The sequence below is a fragment of the Silvibacterium sp. genome (assembly GCF_047605705.1).
Lineage (GTDB): Bacteria > Acidobacteriota > Terriglobia > Terriglobales > Acidobacteriaceae > Silvibacterium.
In genome coordinates this window covers 1-19,271 of record NZ_JASGFD010000050.1, presented here as the reverse complement: position 1 = coordinate 19,271, position 19,271 = coordinate 1, and the positions used below count along the sequence as shown (strand labels likewise).

Sequence of the window (19,271 nt, the reverse complement as noted above, 5' to 3'; positions counted from 1 at the left end):
TTCCGCCGCCCCGTACCGCGGTACGGGGCTTCACTCGGCTCTCAGCGCGTGTGCTGGAGAGTGGGATTGAGCGGGAAGAGCACCTGTGCGAGCTGCGCGGTATTGTCGACGAGGTCGACGCGCACTTTGGCGGTGCCGTTGAAACCAAGGAAATGTGCTGCAGCATAAGAGAGATCGATAATGCGATTCTCAGGCATCGGACCACGGTCATTGACGCGCACCACAACCGACTTATGGTTGGTGAGATTGGTGACGCGGACCAGCGATCCCAAAGGAAGGCTGCGATGGGCGCACGTAAGCCCATTCATATCGTAGTTTTCACCGCTGGCTGTCGGGTGACCCTGCAGAATCCGTCCGTACCAGGAAGCGCGGCCGATCTGATACCAGTGGTGCTGTGGAGCCTGGGGCTTCTGTGCAGGTTGAACCTGCGTCTGTTGCGCGTTGCCGGTCTGTGTGCCGGGTAGGCCAAGGGCGGTTACGATGGCCGCACCGGCCAGGACTGCGTAGCGTCGGGAGCGTTTCAGTTTTGTTTTATCGATAGAAACCATATTCCTCCGGGTTCTATTTTACCCAATTAAAATACCGATAACTTGAAGAAAAGCAAGCCTTTATTTGTACGATTTTCTTGACCGGGCTTGACGGGCTGTGCTAGGCCTTTTGCCTGATTTCGGGCTGGCCGTAGAGTGGAGAGGAGGGAAATCGGATGAGACAGCGAGAAGAAAACCGGGCGGTGGTGCTGTCGATTGCGGGCTTCGATCCGTCTTCGGGCGCTGGAATCACTTCAGATTTGAAGGTCTTTGCTGCGCACCGGTTGTACGGGGTGTCGGCAATCACGGCGCTTACCGTGCAGTCGACACAAGGCGTGCGGCGGGTGGAGCCGGTGGCCGCGCAGACACTGACAGAGATACTGGCGTGCCTTGCCGAGGATGGGCCGATTGCCGGAGTGAAAATCGGCATGCTGGGAGCAGCAGCGAATGTTCAGGCTGTCGTCGACTTCCTGGCCAGCGCCGGAGTCGAGCGGCGGAGCGTGGTGCTGGACCCGGTGATCCGTTCAAGCTCGGGAAGGGCATTGCTGGACGCGGAAGGCGTGCGCCTGCTGGAAAGCCGCCTGTTGGAGCTCGTCGGCTGGGTTACGCCGAACGTGGCGGAACTTGGAATGCTGGCGGCCTCAGCCGGTGAGCCGCAGGCGGAGGTTCTTGCGGCGGCGAAGGCGCTGGTCGGCCGGCATCCCGGCTTGAGGGTGGTAGCGACGGACGGAGAGGCCGATCCTCCGAATGACCTGCTCTGGACGGCTGAGCAGGGAGCGCGGTGGTTTCCGGGCGAACACATCGAGACGACGGCGACGCATGGGACGGGATGCGCATTTTCGTCCTCGCTGCTGGCCGGGGTGGTGATGGGGCTTGAGGATGCGGCAGCGGTACAGTCCGCGAAAGCCTATGTGCGCGAGGCAATGCTGGCTGCCTATCCGGTAGGCCGGGGCCGCGGACCGCTGCATCATCTTTATGCCTTCGATGTTGCCAGGGATGGCGGCCTCTATTGAGGGCGTATTAGGCCCACCTTTCTCAAGGCTGCAAAGGCTTACCTGGGTCTCTGCTTGCGCTATGCGGCGCCATTGCAAGTGGTGGAAACAGGTGCTCCTTGCTGAGGATCGCGCAAGAAGGGGATGGTAACCAGCAGGCAGGCCAAACACAGAAATATAGAAGAGGCCGCGGCGTGCCAACCTGCGAGATGGTGTATGAGGCCCGCCGTATAACTAATGGAGAAAATTCCCAGATTGCTTGTCATCCAGTAGATCCCGACGGCCGAGCTCGTGCGCTCGATAGGTACGGACCGGGCGAGTAGATTGAAGGCCATCGCAAGAGTGGGAAACTGGAAGAAACCGATGAGGGCACAGGCAACGAATCCGAGCAGGGGGCTGTCTGGAAAGAGGCAAGGGTAGACCAGGCACGCGGCAGGAAGCACACAGAAGAAGAATCCTCTGCGCATTCCCAAAAACCTGTCGAGAGCGGGCGGCAGAATCAATGATCCAGCGATCCCGGAAAAGATGGCAATGCTGGTGGCCAGTCCTGCGGCCTGTGGAGACAGGCCGTGCTCCTGCCAGATGGCCACAATCCACGTGACGATTGCATTGAAGCAGCCCTGCCCGAGGAAGCCTCCAAGGCAAAGAAGCACGACATTGCGGTTACCCAGGATGCGAAATCCCGGAACCGAGTGCGGAATCGTAAGGTCTGGTGCGATGGAGGAACCAGCTGCGCCAGAGAAGGTGAAGAACGCGAATACTGCAATCGCCAGGATCGCCAGCGTATCCATCGCTCCGGTGTAGTTCACGTGTTGTACAAGCCACGGCGCAATAAAAAACGATAGCCCGATGCCTGCAAACAGGCAGACCGTGCACAGGCCGGTGAAGCGGTCTCTTTCCTTCTCATTGCAGTGCGCTGCCAGAAAGCTCGACACGGGAGCGAGCACAAAAGGCACGCTAAGGCCGATACCGAGCTGGCACACGATCAATAATCCAATGGTGCCGCTGTAGACGCGCAGCAATGCGAAGAGCGCGATGGCGGCAAGTCCGGCTTGAATGCTGCGGAAGAAGCCGATCCGATCACCAAGGGCTCCGGCGGTGCCGGAAATGACCGCGCTCGATAGGGGAAAGACGAGAACTGTCCAGGCTGCGGTGTCCAGAGTGACGTGATAGCGCTGGGCCAGCAATGGCAGCAGAGGTGCAAAGAAGTAGTTGAAGAACTGCGTTAGCGCGATTGCCAGGAGATAACTGGCAATCGTCAATCCACGGCTTGTCGAACGAAACACTTCAGCCATGCCATTCCACAGGTCGAGACGAGAGCTATCAGTGTATCCGCGGGCATTCAAAGCGCCATGAACAGGGGCTAAGGCCTTTTTCTGCTGGCTGGAGCCGGTTTCTTCGCCGATGATGCAGCATCTGTACCGAAAAGCGCTGTGACATGCGCGACAAGCATCCTCTGCAGCTCCAGGATTACGGCATCGCCTTCCTCAGGGGATAGGGAGACGGCCAGGTTCGCGATGCTGCCGATGGTGTCGACGCATACCAGGAAGCAGGGAAGCGCGCGTTGCCTTTGCCGTGGGGGGAGGAGCGGTCTGGATGCATGGCAAAGAATCTCGGCCGTGCGGCGGCTGTCAGCAATACTCAGTTCCGAGAGAGTCTGGTTATAAAGCGACCCGGTCCAGAGGTTGATCAGTGACGGGGAGCTGCGGAGGAACTTGTAGTAATCGTCCACGATGCTGCCAATCAGAGCGATGAGTTCCTGGGCTGTCCTGATCTTTGCCGCACGCGCCGTGAGATCGGCTTCGATCAGCTGCGAATAACGATCGACAATCGTCCGGATGATGGCCTCGCGATTGGGAAAGTACATATAGAGAGAGCCGATGGGCACCCCGGCGTGTTCGGCAATCTCTCTCATTTTGAGTCCGCCGGTGCCGTTCCTGGCAATCAGCGTTTCGGCAGCCAGAAGAATCTGATTTACGGTTGCTTTGCTGCGATCCTGCGATGGCAGCCTCCGCGGCTTCACGGTTTCGGTCATAGTCTCGATCTAGTATCCAGCAACAGATTCTCTATCCTTCCGTGGGCCTGCGTTTACAAGTAGCTGTTACAGGGTGCTGCAAGGAAGGATTCAAGAAAAATTCATTCCGGCAAGGATGCTCTGAATCCAGCCTCGTCTAGGATAATCCGAGCAATGCTCATTTTTGTGAAAAATGAGCATTGCGCGGGAAGGAGATCTCCTTGCTTCATCGGTCTATGACAGCCGTAATCGCCCTTGCTCCTCTGCTCGGCGCTGCAGTGCCTGCTGCGATGGCTGCTCAGGCCTCCGATGCTTCAGTACGCATCAACCAGATTCAGGTGATCGGCTCGCACAACAGCTACCACGCAGGCCTGCTGCCGGGCATTGGGAAGCTGCTCGCAGAGAAGAATCCCGAGGTGTTCCGCGAGCTCGACTACTCGCATCCATCCCTCGAGGTGCAGTTGGATCATGGTGTCCGACAGATTGAGCTGGATATCTATGCGGACAGCAAGGGTGGTCTGTATGCGCATCCCTTCGGGCCAAAGATGGTCGCAGATGCGGGGCTGCCTGCCGATCCCGCTCCTTATTCGCATGGCGAGATGCTACAGCCGGGCTTCAAGGTGATGCATGTGCAGGACATCGATTATGTGAGCAACTGCCAGCCGTTTGTTGCCTGCCTGCGTGTGGTCAGGCAGTGGTCCCAGTCCCATCCGGGACATGCGCCAATCTTCATCCTTGTGGAGACCGAGCAGGATGTCCCCGACGACAAGCTGCCCTGGACCAGGCCAGAGGCCTTTACGCCGCAGGTCTTTGACTCATTGGACGCGGAGATTCGCTCTGTTTTTTCCTGGGATGAGTTGATCACTCCTGACCAGGTGCGCGGCTCGTATGCGACGCTCAACGAGGCGATCCTGCAGCATGGCTGGCCGACATTGAGAGAAGCGCGCGGGAAGGTGATTTTCCTGATGGATCAAAAGCCGGTGGGACCGGTTTATCTGCAGGGACATGCTGGACTGCGGGGGCGCGTGCTCTTTACCAACTCTGATCCCGGGGCGCCCGATGCCGCCTTTGTGGAGCAGAACGAGAGCAGCGCAGAGCAGATAGATACGCTGGTACGGCAGGGCTACCTTGTGCGTACGCGCTCCGATGCGGACACGGTGGAGGCGCGCACAAACGATACGCGCAGGCGCGACGAAGTGATGCAGAGCGGAGCGCAGGTGATCAGCAGTGACTACCCGCCCGGAGAGCCCTCACGCTGGACGAAGTATTCCGTAGTGTTTCCTGGCGATGTTGTCGTCCGTTGCAATCCGGTCAATGCGCCGGCGGGTTGCGTGGACTCGGAGCTTGAAGGGCATAGGTAGAACGAGAACGACGCATAAGCCGCGTGGTTTGTTGTTCTGTTATTCACCTCTTGTTTAAGTAAAAATGCGAGCATTGTTCAGATTTTCAAGTTTGTTTGCTGCCCTGTTTCTCCTGGAGGAAGATGATGCGTTTGTTGATGCGCCATTACATTGGCCGTCTCGCAGCTGTATCCCTGTTTTTTGTTGCGCCTGTTCTCTTTGCGCAGTCTACGCAGTCCACCATTCTTGGAACGGTTACCGATCCAAGCGGTGCCGTGGTGCCTGGTGTCCAGATTCGGATCACCAATACGGATCAGGGCACGACGGTCAGCTCTGTGAGCAATCGTGCCGGCGCTTTCCAAGCGACAAGCCTTTTGCCGGGCAAATATACGGTGCAGGCCAGCAGAGAGGGATTCGAGACAAAGCTCGTCGAAGACTTGCAGCTCTCTGCTCGCCAGCAGCTACGCGTCGATGTGAGTCTGGCGCTCGGTTCGGCTCATCAGGAAGTGACCGTGGACGCGAGCTCGGTGGGTGCGATCGAGACAGAGACGCCATCGATCTCGGCAACGCTGAATACGCAGAGCGTGATGAGTCTGCCGGCGAACTTTCGTGCCAGCGGCAGCACCAGCCCTCTCAACCTGATCCAGACGTTGCCGGGCGTGCAGCCTGACACCGGCCCGGGAACGACGACTCCCACGGCAAATGGCGCGCCGACAATCAACTTCTCGGTACAGGGCGGCCAGCCTTTTCAGACGGAAACTTCGGTCGACGGTATCTCGACACAGAGTATGAGAAACAACACGCCGCTTTCCGATGCGTTTCCTTCCGCGGAATCGGTCTCGGAAATTCGTGTCGATGGCGTGGATAACAATGCGGAGTTTGGCCAAGCAGGCGAGGTCACGACGGTGACCAAGAGCGGTACGAACCAGTTTCATGGCTCGCTCTTCTGGTACCACCAGAATCGTGCGCTCGATGCAGTTGCATACGGCACCGCAGTCAATGCGGATGGTCAGCCGGAGAAGCCTCAAAAGATAGGCAATGACTTTGGCGCCAGCGTGGGCGGGCCACTAATTCTTCCGCACCTTTACGATGGTCATGATCGGACGTTCTTCTTCGGTACTTATGAAGGCTTCCGCTTTCCCCGGCAGTCGACGATCCAGGATCTGGTGCCCACGCAGCTGATGCAGGAAGGCAACTTCAGTGAAGAAGTTCCTGACGGACCGCTGTACGATGCGTTTACCGGCGGAGCCTACACGAACAACATCGTCAGCCCGATCAATGCCTCCGCGAACCCATTTCTGAAGTTCTTTCCTCTGCCCAACGTCGGTAATTATCAGACGGTTGAAGCAGCGGAAGCTGGTCCTGGTTATAACTATGCTGCGAACCGAGACAGCGGCTATAACTCCAACCAGGGGGATGCGCGTATCGATCATCGTTTCGGCAACAGGTTGCAGGCCTTCGCGCGGTACACGTATAAGGACATTACGCTACTCGATCCGCAGGATCTGAATATCTCTTCCGTGACGGATTTCGATAACTACCGCATCCTTGCCAGCTCGTTCGTCTACACCATTACGCCTAACCTCGTGGACGAATTCCGCTTCGGCTTCACCTATGAGCGCAATGGCCTGAAGAATGCTCTGGATGGAGCTCCTTATACCAATGCTGCAGGCTTCGATTCCGTGGGGACCAACTATCCGGTCGATGGCATGACGGAGATTTACTTCCCGAATCTCACCACACTTGCAGCGGGGAATATCAATCAGACATCACGGAGCCATCTCTTCCAGTACACGGATAATCTGACGTGGAGCAAGGGAACGCACACGGTGAAGTTCGGAGCCGATATTCGCGCGCTTGAGTCTCTGACGACACTTGGCACAGCCGATCTTAACAATGTCTCGGTCTTCATCTTCACTGGAAACTTTGCGGGCGCATTGCTTGGCAACAACTATCCCACTGCACAGTATGCGGATTTCCTCTCAGGCGTTCCTGCTGAGACGCAGTATTACGGCCTCACGCCGCAGAATGACGGCAAGTCCGTGTACTACGCCGGTTATGTTCAGGATCAGTGGAAGGCTTCGCCGACCTTAACGCTTTCCTACGGTATCCGTTACGAATACCATCCGGCATATCACGATGTGGACGGGGCGATCGGCAACTTCGATCCGAGCAATCCTCAGACCGGCGCTGTGATTTATCCCGATGGACATCAGAACCTCCTCGATTCGACATTCCTCGCAAGCTTTGACGCATGCGGATACGGTCCGTCGACGACATCGTATGCTGCTTGTACGCCAGTGCTCTCGAATAGCCAGGCGCACTTGCCGAACAGCCTGAGAAAGTCAGTGAAGGATCGTCTTCTGCCGCGCTTCGGTTTTGCCTGGCGTCCTTTCAATGACGATAAGACGGCGGTCCGTGGTGGCTTCGGCGTATATAACACCACACTGCTAGGCAGCATCTTCTTTTCGATGACAGATACGCTCCAGGCCGCGACCCTTGTTTATCAGAACGGAATTAACTCTTCGGGCGCACTCGACTATGCATGGCCGCAGACGAGCCCTGTCTCTTCTACCAATACGCCGGATTACGGCACGGCCAGCTTCGGCACCGCGAACGAGATCAACTGGAAAGACCCGTATTCGATGCAGTGGAACCTCTCAGTCGATCACGAATTCAAGGGCGATATCGGCACGCGCATCTCGTATATCGCAATGAAGACCGACGACCTGGTGTGGGCTCCGAACCTGAATGACATGTCGTATTCGAAGACGACGCCGGCTGAGGAGCGCCCGCTGACAGATCGTCCCTTTCCTAACTGGGGCGAGGTGAATGACCGGCAGACCGGCGCGCAGGCGACGTATGAATCGCTGCAGATGGAAGCGAACCATCGCTTTGTGCACGGCTTTACCTTCGACTCGACGTATACGTGGGCGAAGAACCTAGCGGACAACCAGGGACCGGTATCGACGGGCTTTGCTGCGGAAAATGGTAGCAATGTTGGTGGTGTTTCCACATACCTCTATGATCGCGGGCTCGATTTCGGCAACGTCTACGGCACGCGTCGTCATCGTTGGGTCACGACTGGTGTTTACGAATTGCCATTCGGGCACAATAAGCAGTTCGGCGCGCACATGAACAAGGCAGAGGATGCGGTGTTTGGCGGGTGGCAGCTGAGTAGCATCTTTCTGTGGCAGACCGGTCCTTACCTGACGGCGTATATTCCGAGCACCGATGCCGATCCTTCTGGTACCGGCTCCGGCATTCTCTATGGGCGCGATCAGCATCCTGACGTGATCGGCAAAATCAGGCCTGTACACCGTAACCGCAACGAGTGGGTGAATCCGCAATCATTCGCTTGCCCGAGTGACTCGGGATATACGGCTACGTCCTATGCGGGCAACGCCTGCGGTGTTGGCGTGACTTCGAACCCGATTGGCCGATTCGGCAATGAGTCGGTCGGCGACATCGAGGGACCTGGATCGGTGAACTGGTCGGCTGGGCTCAGCAAGCGGGTCGCACTTACGGATAAGGTAAGCCTGCGAGCGGAGACGACCTTCACCAACGTGCTGAACCACACCAACCTCAACGATCCGGAACTGGACATCACCAACGCTAACTTCGGTAAGATCACATCGTCGCGTGGTTCGGATTTCGGAGGCAATCGTACCGGCCAGGTTTCCATGCGGCTCGAGTTCTAATTAATCCAGCCAGGCTGACGAAAGGCTTTGGCCGCTGTCAGCTGTGATTCACGGTTCGTGTGAGCGGAGCGCATTGTTTCCTGACAATGCGCTCTTTGCTCTTGGTATAAGACCATTGAGTTAAAGGGGAATGGTTCTTTGTTCTGGATGAAACGTGTGTGCGCCATTGCGCTTTTTGCGTCTTCGGCCTTCGCTGCTGGACAGGAGTTTGAACAACAGCAGTCCGATAAGCCACAGGTGATTCTGAAAGGCACGGTGAACGACGCGCAGAATCATCAGTTCATCCGGCTGCCATTTACCGTGCCTGCCGGCGTGCATCGCATTACGGTCGAAATCCATTACACAGACCGCGAAAAGCAGACGGTACTGAATACCGAGATATCGGACCCGGTTCGCTTTCGCGGCACCAGCGGCAGCAATAAGAATCACTTCACTATCGGGGAGAGCGATGCCACGCCGTCATATCTGCCCGGTGCGATTCCTGCAGGGGTGTGGATGCTGGCCTTCGGGGTCTCAAACATCCGAAAGGGAATGACGTCTTCCTATGAGGCGGATATCCGCTTCGATCGCTCGATCGATGACAGCTCGTTTACGGAGCATCCTCTGGAGACAGGGGCGCGCTGGTATCGCGGCGATTTGCACATGCATACTGCGCACAGCGACGGCACCTGTGCGAGCCAGAGCGGACGAATGGTGCCTTGTCCTGTTTTCTCGACGGTGGAAGCAGCCGCGAAGAGAGGACTGGACTTTATTGCTGTGACCGACCATAACTCAACTGCGCAATCGAATTCCCTGCGCGAGCTACAACCTTACTTCGATAAGCTGCTCTTTATCCCGGGCCGCGAGGTTACGACCTTTGCTGGCCACACGAATGTCTACGGCACCATGCGCTATCTTGACTATCACGTGGGGGACAATGCGGTGCCGGACACCAGCGCGCTAGCCCGGCAAGCGCAGGAGCTGGGCGGTATTCTCTCCATCAATCATGCAGACGAACCCGGCGGGGAAGTCTGCCGTGGATGCCGGTGGGAACCAAATCCTCCTGTAGATATGCACCTGATTTCTGCCGTCGAGGTGATTAACGGGGGCGACGGAGAAGGCTACTTTCCGAGTTACAAATTCTGGCAGACGCAGCTTGAAGCGGGTTATCGCCCGACGGCGATCGGAGGGAGTGACAATCATCGTTCAGATTGGGCGCTGCAACATCCCGGCTCTGTTGGCAGCCCAACCACGGTGGTGTATGCCAGGGATCTTTCCGTTGCCGCAATTCTTGAGGGTATTCGCGCAGGGCATGTGTTCATTGATCTCACCGGCTCGCCCGACCGCATCCTCGAAGTGCATGCTACGGACGGCAATGGAACTGCTGCGATGGGGGACGTCCTGGCAGCCAAGGACGGTGAGACCGTGCATATTACGGCGCATGCTATGCACTGCGGGGCCGACCGCGTGCGCCTGCTGGTCGATGGAATCACGCCGCTTGAGATGGATGCCGATCTGTTGACCACATCGGATCAACAGGTTTCGGCAGAGTGGAAGAGCGATGGTAAGAGGCACTGGGTTGTGGCGGAGATCCATGATCAGACGGGAGGGCTCGATGTGCTGGGCAATCCTGTGTATCTGAATTTCTGAAACACAAAGGCTGCCGCGCTGTTCTCCTCATGCAGCAGCCTTGTTAGTCAGTCGTTTCTTCAGTGTGCCGATGAGTCCACGGGCGAAGAGCAAAGCTGAAACCCCGGATCGCTCATCGAAGGAGGTGGTACCGATCTGCCCCATGTTAGTGACGGTATTGAGCCCATGGTGAGTACGAGTGTTGCGCCGTCCTTGATTTGTGCGTGATGAAACCATGCATTCGGCAGATCGACGCCATTCAACGTGGCCGATTGCACGAAGCGGTTAAGACCCTGCGAGTCGAAGTTCTTTGCAATGATGCGCAGCTTCTTTCCGTTGCCGAGCGAGAGAGAGGCATCAGGGAGGCTGGGTGTGCTGATGAGATAGACATCCTGCCCTGCGACGGGGAAGATGCCGAGAGTTGAGAAAATCAGCCAGCTCGACATTGCACCGGAGTCATCGTTGCCGGGTATGCCTGCACGCGTATCAGAGAAAGCCTTCTCCAGTAACATATGCACGACCTCGGCGCTGTGATCCGGCCGAAGGGCATAGTTATAGAGTACGGGCATGAGGAAGCCGGGCTCGTTTGTTACGTCGAAGTGACCGCGCAGGAATGTCCAATCTAACCGCTGAACGAAGGCCTCGATGCCGCCGGCCATCTCAATCAGCCTGCGCATATCCTGCGGTGCATAGAGTGAGTAGGTCCAGATATCACCCTCGTAGAAGAAGTCAGGCCAGGTACCGCGCACAACGAGATAGGGCGCGGCCCAACTGCCGTCCGGGTTGCGCGGGCGCAGAAAGCCATGAAAGCCTTCGACGGTCATGTCTTTGTCCCATAGGTGTTCGAAGTTATGGGTGCGGCTGCTGTAGAGTGCTGCATCGTTCGTCTTTCCGAGATGGCAGGCCAGCTCGGCAATCGCGAAGTCATCGTAGCTGTACTCCATGGTGCGTGAGCCGGAGCGTTCGTCTGCGAGTGTGATGTAGCCCTTTTGGTTGTAGTCCTTCAAGCCTCCACGGCCTTCTTTTTGCGGATCTGCAGGAGGGACTTCTGCATCGTGCTGCATGGCGGCAATCGCTGTGTCGTAGTCGATGCCTTTCAAGCCTTTGACGAAGGCATCGGCGATGACGACGTTGGCATTCGAACCTCCCTGCGTGCGCCCGTTATCGTTGCCGCTGCGTGCATCGGGCATGTAGCCGGTGTGTCGATAGATGTCGATCAGAGAGCGGATGATGTCGCGCTGCCGGTCGGGTGAGATCAGCGTGAGCAGTGGGCTCGATGTTCGGAAAGTGTCCCAGATGCAGTAGTAGTCGTCATAGTACGGTTCAGACGAATTCCAGTCGGGGTTTTCTCCGGTGCGATCGGTGGGCATCAACATGACGTGGTACATAGCGGTGTAGAGCTGCCGCCGTTGCGATGCCGTCTCGCCAGTCATGCTCAGCTTTGAGAGTTCCTTGTTCCAGAGAGCCCTGGATTGAGCATGGACGGCATCGAAGTTCCACGCAGGGATTTCACTCTGTATGTTCTGCCTTGCCTGTTCCGCGCTGATGAAAGAGATGCCTACCTTGGCCTGGATGACCTGATTCCGTCGCGTGACGAAATTGAAAGAAGCTCCGATCGATGTATTTGCAACAACAGCGGCGTTCTTTTCAGAGGAGAGTTGCGGACCAGTCCAGGTTTGCACGCTGCTTGCGGGCGTATCGAGCACCATGGCGTAGTAAACCCGGTACTCGCCACCGCGATTCCAGCCGCCAGCAAAGCGTGCAACGCCTTGCACCTCATGGTCGGAGAGGACATGCACTTCGGCACCAAGGAAGTGCTGTGCTTCCCCGCCAGTTCCTAGATTCAAGGCTGAGGCTACGTTGAGGACGATGTGTGTCTGTGCCGAGGCAGGGAAGGTATAGCGGTGAAAGCCGACGCGCCGGCTGCTGGTGATCTCCGCTTTCACCTTATAGCGCGTGAGTTCGGCAGAGTAATAACCGACCTGCGCAACCTCATCCGTGCGCGGCGTTCTGGTGTCGGTAATGTTGAGTGGTCCGGTAACCGGTGCAACGAGGATGTTGCCGTACTTACCCGAGGCGCCGCTGAGATGCAGATGGGAGAAGCCGAGAATATAACCGCTGCTAGAGTAACCGAAGCTGGAATGGCGCCCATCAATGCTCTCCATATCCGGGCCGACTTTTACCATGCCGTACGGAATGGCCGCACCGACGAATGTGTTTCCTCCCCAATCGACACCGATGAAGGGATCCACGTTATGAGCAGGGTCAGATGGCGGTCGTTTCGTCGTCTGCGACCAGGCACTCGTCCCTGCTGAAACTGTCGCCAACATGATGGTGGCGAGTAAAAATTGCGGCTTACGGCAGAAAATGCGTTGCATTCTGATCCTCGATCTGGCTGTGAGGCATACAGCCAGTTGCCTTTCCTGGGTGCAGCTCTAAGAGCTGTGAAGATATCTTTCTCCAGGTATAGGTATACGATCCTCTGGTTAAAGGAAGGCAACGGTTTGCCATCAAAGACCTTGTGGCTATTAATTGCTGAGACCAGCTGTTCGGTGCATGAGTGCCGTGGTTGAAACGAGGGGTGAGTGTTCCAGGCTTTCTGCTATTCAGTCTTGTTCGGAAATGAGAGCTTCTGAATTATGCTGCGCCTCCTGTGGTGTTTGCCCTACTCAGGGCAGTATGCGAGCAGACTTATAGCTGGATCTTTATCTTGCATCCTGTGTTGGATAGGTGCTTTTTTTCTTGACATGGCTGGCGCATCTGCAATACGGTTTCGGCACTCCAGGTGGGCCGAATATTGGTCTCGGGTGTTTCCTCCGGCCCCTCCAGCTCGATCTCATGTAGTTTCCTCGCCCAGATCCTTCACAGGATTTGCGCGGGCGGCCGATCAGTGGGAGGTTCCATGCCAAGTTTGAATCGACCTGATGTTGGATCCCGGATCGATGCTATTCGGAGGTCGTTTTCTCGGAGTCCGGTCCTCGCTCAGAGTGGACAAAGCCCCAGGACGACAAGTCCTAATTCCGAGCGACCTCAGCCTCAGTCCTCTAACCGCAAGTTGATGGCCGGGTACGCTGCGCATAGTCCAAGCAGTGGCCCGACTACGGGATCGCGTCCGAAGCTTGCTGGCAATCTTCCGTCAGCAGAGCGTTCAAAACCTGTCTCAGCATCCCCGCGACGAACTATAACTTCGGCTTCGACGGGGGGATCTATGACGGGGGGAATGCACGGTTTTGCGACCTATGCGCCTACAGCCGGTCCGAGCGGACATCAAGGCTCTCAGGTAAAGACTTCCACCGGTCTGCTTCGCCCAATTCAGGGGCGACAGCTACTTGCTGCCAAATTGCCCCACGCGGATCGAGCCCGCAGAGTGGAATTGACGCCGTCTATTCCTATTCCGCCACCGTTCTCTGAGAATGCCGAAGTCGAGGTGATTGTGTCGGAGGCAAAGTCAGGTCCAGAGCCTTCCAGTGGAGCGAAAGCAACTGCTGAAGGTGTCAGTGGTCAGTTGGACCCAGGCTCCAAATCTCCGGCTGCAGATTCTCTTTCTGTTTCGAAGCGGGGCGAGAGAGCTGCACCTCCGCCTACTGCGCGAAACCGGAAAAAGAAGAATCACTAAGTAGGATCGGTCACATCGCTAAGTGATGATCCAAGGTTGACTCCCCACGCCCGAAGCCAACCCTCACTCAAGCTACAACCACATCCTGTAGGAGGTATCGAATGTCCTTCTATTTCAAGAACTCCTATTCGTCGACGGCGGAAGTCTCCGTTTGCGTTCTCTTTTATGACACCACCTGTTCCAATCCCTGGCGAAAGGCCGGTTGGTATAACGCGATGCCAGGCCAAACCGTGCAGGTCTGGGACGGAACTCTTCAAACCAGCAAGCTCAGCGTCAACTGGTACTTTTATGCCTATGCGACCGATGGCTCTTACTGGGCAGGCGCGAGTCCGACAGCTACGATTTCGCAACCGGCTGCATTCGATCAATGCTGGCTTGATAACACCGGCACGAATACGACGGTGGGACTACGCCATGTAGATATCAATGGCTATGACGACTATACCGTGGTCCTGGTTCCCAGCTCCGGAGTTCCATTCGATAATTTCAGTAACTTCAACGAATTTAGCGATTTTAGTAATTTTAACGAGTTCAGTGATTTCTCCGACTTCAGTGACTTTTCCGATTTTGGCGACTTCGGTGATTTCGGCGACTTCGACGATGGTTGCTGACATGCTTACCTCAAGCCCTCTGACCATACTCGCGCCCGTCCACAGCTTCGAAGCCCCGCGGAGCATGCCTGTCATAAAGGCAGCTCCGCTTGGGCTGCTGATTATCCAGCCAACGCCGTTTTGCAATATCGACTGTCGTTATTGCTATCTGGGGGATCGGCTGGATAAGACACGCATGCAAATGTCGACGGTGGAAGCAGCCGCGCGTTTTATCGAGAGGCTGCCTCTCGCAAAACAGACGCTTCCAGTTGTATGGCATGCAGGCGAGCCGCTGGTTGTAGGAACTGCTTTTTATCGGGACGCTTTCCAGCACTTTGCAAGTGCCGCGCCTTCGTTTCCGGTACAGCATCAGGTGCAGACAAATGCAACACTGATTAACGACGAATGGTGCGAGTTATTCCAAAGCGCTTCGGTCAAAGTCGGGGTTAGTATCGATGGCCCGAGAGACGTACATGATGCGTACCGAGTTGACCGCTCTGGCAAGGGGACATTCGACCGCTGCATGCATGGTATATCGAAGCTACGTGAGCACAAGGTCCCATTTACGGTCATCTCCGTCATTACGACGGCTGCTTTGAGCCGTGCCGAGGAGGTCTGGAACTTCCTCTCTTCTCTTGGTGCGTCTCAACTCGCATTCAACATTGAAGAAGTGGAGGGTGCGCATGAGCGATCCTCACTCTCCGGAGCAGCGACGCGCGAACTCGCGACGCGGTTCTACACACGCATTGCTGAACTGAGAGAGAAAGGGCCATTTGTGCCCGTACGCGAGCTCGATGATATGCAGCGGCATCTGACTGCTCCAGTTGGAAGTACGGTGATGCGCGCGAATAATCATCCTGGGGCCATTGTCAACATCGATGTACATGGGAATGTTTCTACACTGTCACCGGAATTGTTAGGCCAGAATCACTCGCTCTACGGGAAATTTCAGTGGGCGAATGTTCACAGGGATTCCTGGGCCGACCTGATGGCGAATCCGCAGTTTATTTTCGCCTATCAGGCAGTCCAATCCGGAGTGCAGAAGTGCAAAGAGTCCTGCGGATATTTTGCTATCTGCGGCGGCGGGAATCCGAGCAATAAGCTCGCGGAGCTGGGTACCTTTGATGGTACTGAGACGGAGCATTGCCGATTCCACGTGCAGGCGGTTGCAGATGTAATGCTCGATGCCCTGGAGCGTCGTCAGGCCCGCCCAATTATTTCACAGCATGCGATGCATGCATGCTGCGCCGAATGAACACAAACCAGCCTTCAGGGAGAGCCGTGTGAGTGTTTCAGAGCAAGTTGATCTTTTCCTGCTTGGAGCCGGGGTCGCCTTCCCGGATCATCTGACGGTACAGACGATTGAAAGCCTGTCAGTCTGCCGCTGCATATGTACCAATCTTCCTGCCGAGAGGCTAAGCAATCTGCCGGAGGACATTCGTAGTAAGTGCATTAGTTTATGGCCGCTATATCAGGACGGCCGAATTCGTTCTGAAAACTACAGTGATGTAACGGAAGCTGTGCTTCAGCAAGCCGAAAGCTCCTTACCCATCGCCTGGCTGACACCTGGCCATCCAATGATTTTCGATAGTGTCTCAAAAGCACTGCTGAAAGCTGCGCAAGCGCGGAATTGGCGCTTCACTGTCGTGCCGGCTATCTCTTCTCTGGATACGCTGCTTGCTGAAGTTGCTTATGATCCGGCGAGCGGGCTGGCCGTCTACGACGCGACTGGTCTGGTTCGACGTGGTATCTCGCTTGTCCCCTCAGTTGCTTTGGTCGTGCTGCAGATTTCGGTCTTCCTCTCTGACAGAGCTCACATCACGCTGCGCAATACGAGGCCAGACTTATCTCCGCTACGTGATCATCTACTTAAGTTCTTTCCGGGCGAGCATCCATGTGCTGTAGTCCGCTCTTCCTCCTCGATCACACAACCACCGCAGATTACCTGGGTGGAACTCAATCGGTTAGCGGATGTGCCTGTAGAGGTGCTGGCTGGAGCGAGCCTGTTTGTGCCGCGCCTTGAAGAACACCGGAAGATTGAAAACAATGGCAACTCCGGAAAAATGGCCTGAAGCGGCAGACTACGAATCGGACGTCGTGGTGAATCTCCCCGGAGCGGGTCTTAACGGGCGTATCCAAAGAAGCTGTGGAACGGAGATCGCTTCTTCGCATGATTACTATGCGGAGGCGAGAGTCCCGTCCGGTCCATGGGGGGAGCTTACCCCTAAAGATCGCAGCATTCTTCTTAAGGGCTATTCTCCAGAACGAAGAGCGCGAACGATCCGGATCGTTCGACCACCTGATTTCATCTTCGACAGCTTTGAGGAGTTGAGGACGATTGCTGATGCGAAAGGATTCGATGGAGTTCTGCAGTCGGTTTCCGCCAAAACACCTGCGCAGTCGCTGCGTCATTTCGCCGAGTGTGCAAGAGACCTCTATGGTTTAGGCTTGTCGGGTAATGCAGGGGTTCTGGGTGGAGTTCGCGTGAATCCAGCCGGCCTGCGGACCGTCACCACTCATCCGACGCAGGGCCGATTTGTTGGAATGCATGTCGATAATTGGAGCATGGTGCCGCTTAGGAGTCGTCATCTTGCGCCGATACGCATATGTCTGAACATTGGCTCAGAGCCACGCTATTTTCTTTTTGTCGGATTGACGATTCAGCGGATAGCTGACACAGTTCGGGGTCTTCCCGGTTTTCGCTCCACACTGGGATGTACGGACATAGGACGGCTGTTTCTGTCTCATTGCCCCTCTTACGCAGTTTTCCGATTGAAGCTCATGCCTGGTGAGGCATATATTGCGCCCACCGAGGCAATCATTCACGATGGCAGTACCGAGTCAGCTGTAGCTCCTGATCTGTCGCTTTCGATCAGAGAAAACATGTACGGTCCTATTCCGCGCTAGCAACGCTGGTTGCTTGGGACGAACGCAGGCGATCTACCAGTCTGTGAGTGTGCCATCCTGTTTGCGATTCACGGGCAGATAGGCGCGTTGATATTCGTAGTGTGCCGCGAGTTTTTCGTCGAGGTCGACGCCGAGCCCTGGTTTGTCTCCTGGATGCATGTAGCCGTCTTGATAGGAATACTGGTGTGGAAAGACAGCATCCGTTTCTTCCGAGTGTGGCATGTGCTCCTGGATCCCGAAGTTATGAACCGCAAGACCGAAGTGCAGTGCGGCAGCCATGCTCACGGGTGAGAGATCGGTAGCTCCATGGCAGCCGGTCTTGACGTGATAGAGCGCTGCGAAATCGGCAAGTTTTTTCAGGTGCGTGAGCCCCCCTGCATGCACCACAGTAGCGCGCACGTAATCGATCCACTGGTTGCGGATCAGTTCATGCGCATCCCAGAGCGAATTGAATACTTCACCGACCGCGAGCGGCGTCGTGGTGTGCTGACGAATCAGGCGAAAGCCCTCCTGTAACTCGGCAGGTGTGGGATCTTCTATCCAGAAGAGGTGAAAGGGTTCCAGTTCCTTGCCTAGCCGTGCTGCTTCTATGGGTGTAAGACGGTGATGGCAATCATGCAGGAGATGGAGCTCCTCACCGAAAGTCTCGCGCATCTTTGAAAATAGCGGGGGCACCGAGCGCAGATATGCTTCGGTCTCCCACTCGTATTCCGTGGGAAGGCCGCGCTCTGCCGGCTCATAATGTCCTGCGACTTTCCCCACGCCGTAGGTGGACTTAAGTCCAGGTACACCACTTTGCACGCGGATGGCTCTGTAGCCCATCTCCTTATGCTTTGCTACGTCCTCCAACGCGGCACCGACGTCTTTACCGAAGGCATGGCAATAGACCATGACGCTCTCGCGGCTTCGACCGCCGAGCAGGTTGTAGATTGGCGTTTGCAGCGCCTTACCTTTGATATCCCATAACGCGACATCGACGGCTGCGATTGCGGACATGGTTACGGGTCCGCGCCTCCAGTAAGCACCGCGGTAGAGATATTGCCAGATGTCCTCTGTCTGAAATGGGTCGCGTCCGATGAGGCAGGGAATCACGTGCTCGGTGAGATAAGCGGCAACAGCGAGTTCACGCCCATTCAGCGTTCCGTCGCCGAGCCCATAGATGCCTTCGTCCGTCACAATCTTGAGAGTGACGAAATTTCGCCCAGGCGAGGTGATATTCACATACGCGTCTGTGATCTTCAAAAAGCACTACCTTTCCGGTGGTATCTATGGCATCAGATTTACTGATTGACGGCGCTGGCAAGAAATCCACCGTCCACGGCGATGATTTCGCCGGTCACGAAAGCGGCTGCCTCCGAGGCGAGATAGACGGCGGTCCCTACAACTTCTTTGGCTTCACCGAAGCGGCCCATTGGCGTGCGCATCTTAAGTTCGCTGCCTCTCGCTGTCCCTTCCACGAGTGCGCGATTGAGCGGTGTAGGGAAGACTCCGGGAGCGATTGCATTGACCCGCACTCCAGATTGAGCGAGTTCAATCGCGAGAACTTGCGTGAGAGATCCGACGCCAGCCTTGCTTGCACAGTAGGCGGCGACTTCTTTGAAGCCTGCGAAGGTGCCGAGGGAGGCAATATTGATGATGCGTCCGTAGTTTACTTTCACCATATCGGGCGCAAAGATCTGGCAGCTTCGGAGTGTGCCGGTGAGGTTGGTCTCGATGACACGAGACCACTCCAGTTCGCTTTCCTGAAGAGTGGGCGATTTATGCGTAACGCCCTGCGCATTCACGAGGATGTCTGCTTTTCCAAAAGCATCGATGACCTGCCTGTGTAAAGATTCGAGGGTAGAGCGTTGCAGTACGTCGCTCGCAGCGCGGAGTGTTTTTCTGCCAAGCGTTTCGATCTCTGCGGCCGTTTGCTCCACCTGCTCAATATGCCGCGAGGTTGCGACCACATCGGCGCCAGCTTCCGCTAACCCGAT

The 19,271-nt window shown here is 56.2% G+C and carries 14 protein-coding genes; 8 read left to right on the top strand and 6 right to left on the bottom strand.

Annotated elements, in window-relative coordinates:
• Positions 1-41: 41 nt before the first annotated feature.
• Positions 42-548 (bottom strand): septal ring lytic transglycosylase RlpA family protein, encoded by a 507-nt coding sequence (locus tag QM649_RS16090; protein WP_415200081.1) that lies wholly within the window; start codon positions 546-548, stop codon positions 42-44.
• Between the two features lie 155 nt (positions 549-703).
• On the opposite strand from QM649_RS16090, the gene thiD reads away from it, so the two are divergent.
• Positions 704-1,540: a bifunctional hydroxymethylpyrimidine kinase/phosphomethylpyrimidine kinase gene (gene thiD / locus QM649_RS16085; RefSeq protein ID WP_415200080.1), complete on the top strand. Its 837-nt coding sequence runs from the start codon at positions 704-706 to the stop codon at positions 1,538-1,540.
• A gap of 59 nt (positions 1,541-1,599) precedes the next feature.
• Here thiD and QM649_RS16080 read toward each other — a convergent pair whose 3' ends face one another.
• Together QM649_RS16080 and QM649_RS16075 are read right to left on the bottom strand one after the other, a co-directional pair.
• Complete coding sequence (locus QM649_RS16080; protein ID WP_415200079.1) at positions 1,600-2,814, bottom strand: CynX/NimT family MFS transporter; 1,215 nt, start codon at positions 2,812-2,814, stop codon at positions 1,600-1,602.
• Between the two features lie 68 nt (positions 2,815-2,882).
• Positions 2,883-3,554: a TetR family transcriptional regulator gene (locus QM649_RS16075; RefSeq protein WP_415200078.1), complete on the bottom strand. Its 672-nt coding sequence runs from the start codon at positions 3,552-3,554 to the stop codon at positions 2,883-2,885.
• A 200-nt stretch (positions 3,555-3,754) separates the two neighbouring features.
• Between QM649_RS16075 and QM649_RS16070 the strand changes: the two genes are divergently transcribed.
• The 3 genes from QM649_RS16070 to QM649_RS16060 all read left to right on the top strand — a co-directional run bounded on the left by QM649_RS16070 (position 3,755) and on the right by QM649_RS16060 (position 10,203).
• A complete protein-coding gene (locus QM649_RS16070; protein WP_415200077.1) occupies positions 3,755-4,894 on the top strand; it encodes a phosphatidylinositol-specific phospholipase C1-like protein in 1,140 nt (379 codons plus the stop codon).
• 122 nt (positions 4,895-5,016) lie between these two features.
• Complete coding sequence (locus tag QM649_RS16065; protein ID WP_415200076.1) at positions 5,017-8,574, top strand: carboxypeptidase regulatory-like domain-containing protein; 3,558 nt, start codon at positions 5,017-5,019, stop codon at positions 8,572-8,574.
• A 147-nt stretch (positions 8,575-8,721) separates the two neighbouring features.
• Complete coding sequence (locus QM649_RS16060) at positions 8,722-10,203, top strand: CehA/McbA family metallohydrolase (protein ID WP_415200075.1); 1,482 nt, start codon at positions 8,722-8,724, stop codon at positions 10,201-10,203.
• A gap of 59 nt (positions 10,204-10,262) precedes the next feature.
• On the opposite strand, the gene QM649_RS16055 is transcribed toward QM649_RS16060, so the two are convergent.
• The gene (locus tag QM649_RS16055; protein ID WP_415200074.1) at positions 10,263-12,560 is read right to left on the bottom strand and encodes a GH92 family glycosyl hydrolase; all 2,298 of its coding nucleotides are present in this window, start codon (positions 12,558-12,560) and stop codon (positions 10,263-10,265) included.
• A gap of 1,339 nt (positions 12,561-13,899) precedes the next feature.
• On the opposite strand from QM649_RS16055, the gene QM649_RS16050 reads away from it, so the two are divergent.
• From QM649_RS16050 to QM649_RS16035, 4 genes are all read left to right on the top strand, one after another.
• Complete coding sequence (locus tag QM649_RS16050; protein ID WP_415200073.1) at positions 13,900-14,409, top strand: hypothetical protein; 510 nt, start codon at positions 13,900-13,902, stop codon at positions 14,407-14,409.
• 64 nt (positions 14,410-14,473) lie between these two features.
• Positions 14,474-15,643, top strand: coding sequence for a cyclophane-forming radical SAM/SPASM peptide maturase GrrM/OscB (gene grrM / locus QM649_RS16045; RefSeq protein WP_415200072.1), 1,170 nt, complete (start codon positions 14,474-14,476; stop codon positions 15,641-15,643).
• A 28-nt stretch (positions 15,644-15,671) separates the two neighbouring features.
• Positions 15,672-16,460: an SAM-dependent methyltransferase gene (locus tag QM649_RS16040; RefSeq protein ID WP_415200071.1), complete on the top strand. Its 789-nt coding sequence runs from the start codon at positions 15,672-15,674 to the stop codon at positions 16,458-16,460.
• Positions 16,426-17,295 carry a hypothetical protein gene (locus QM649_RS16035; protein WP_415200070.1) on the top strand — a complete coding sequence of 290 codons (870 nt, stop codon included), beginning with the start codon at positions 16,426-16,428 and terminating at the stop codon, positions 17,293-17,295. Before QM649_RS16040 ends, QM649_RS16035 begins: the two co-directional genes overlap by 35 nt.
• Before the next feature lie 33 nt (positions 17,296-17,328).
• Here QM649_RS16035 and manD read toward each other — a convergent pair whose 3' ends face one another.
• Both manD and QM649_RS16025 read right to left on the bottom strand, forming a co-directional pair.
• Complete coding sequence (manD, locus tag QM649_RS16030; RefSeq protein ID WP_415200069.1) at positions 17,329-18,537, bottom strand: D-mannonate dehydratase ManD; 1,209 nt, start codon at positions 18,535-18,537, stop codon at positions 17,329-17,331.
• A gap of 38 nt (positions 18,538-18,575) precedes the next feature.
• On the bottom strand, positions 18,576-19,271 hold a 696-nt coding region (locus QM649_RS16025), incomplete at its 5' end, for an SDR family NAD(P)-dependent oxidoreductase (protein WP_415200068.1).

Coding starts and splice junctions, on each gene's coding strand:
- QM649_RS16090 (WP_415200081.1), bottom strand. CDS start 548: ATGGTTTCTATCGATAAAACAAAACTGAAACGCTCCCGACGCTACGCA.
- thiD (WP_415200080.1), top strand. CDS start 704: ATGAGACAGCGAGAAGAAAACCGGGCGGTGGTGCTGTCGATTGCGGGC.
- QM649_RS16080 (WP_415200079.1), bottom strand. CDS start 2,814: ATGGCTGAAGTGTTTCGTTCGACAAGCCGTGGATTGACGATTGCCAGT.
- QM649_RS16075 (WP_415200078.1), bottom strand. CDS start 3,554: ATGACCGAAACCGTGAAGCCGCGGAGGCTGCCATCGCAGGATCGCAGC.
- QM649_RS16065 (WP_415200076.1), top strand. CDS start 5,017: ATGATGCGTTTGTTGATGCGCCATTACATTGGCCGTCTCGCAGCTGTA.
- QM649_RS16060 (WP_415200075.1), top strand. CDS start 8,722: ATGAAACGTGTGTGCGCCATTGCGCTTTTTGCGTCTTCGGCCTTCGCT.
- QM649_RS16055 (WP_415200074.1), bottom strand. CDS start 12,560: ATGCAACGCATTTTCTGCCGTAAGCCGCAATTTTTACTCGCCACCATC.
- QM649_RS16050 (WP_415200073.1), top strand. CDS start 13,900: ATGTCCTTCTATTTCAAGAACTCCTATTCGTCGACGGCGGAAGTCTCC.
- grrM (WP_415200072.1), top strand. CDS start 14,474: ATGCCTGTCATAAAGGCAGCTCCGCTTGGGCTGCTGATTATCCAGCCA.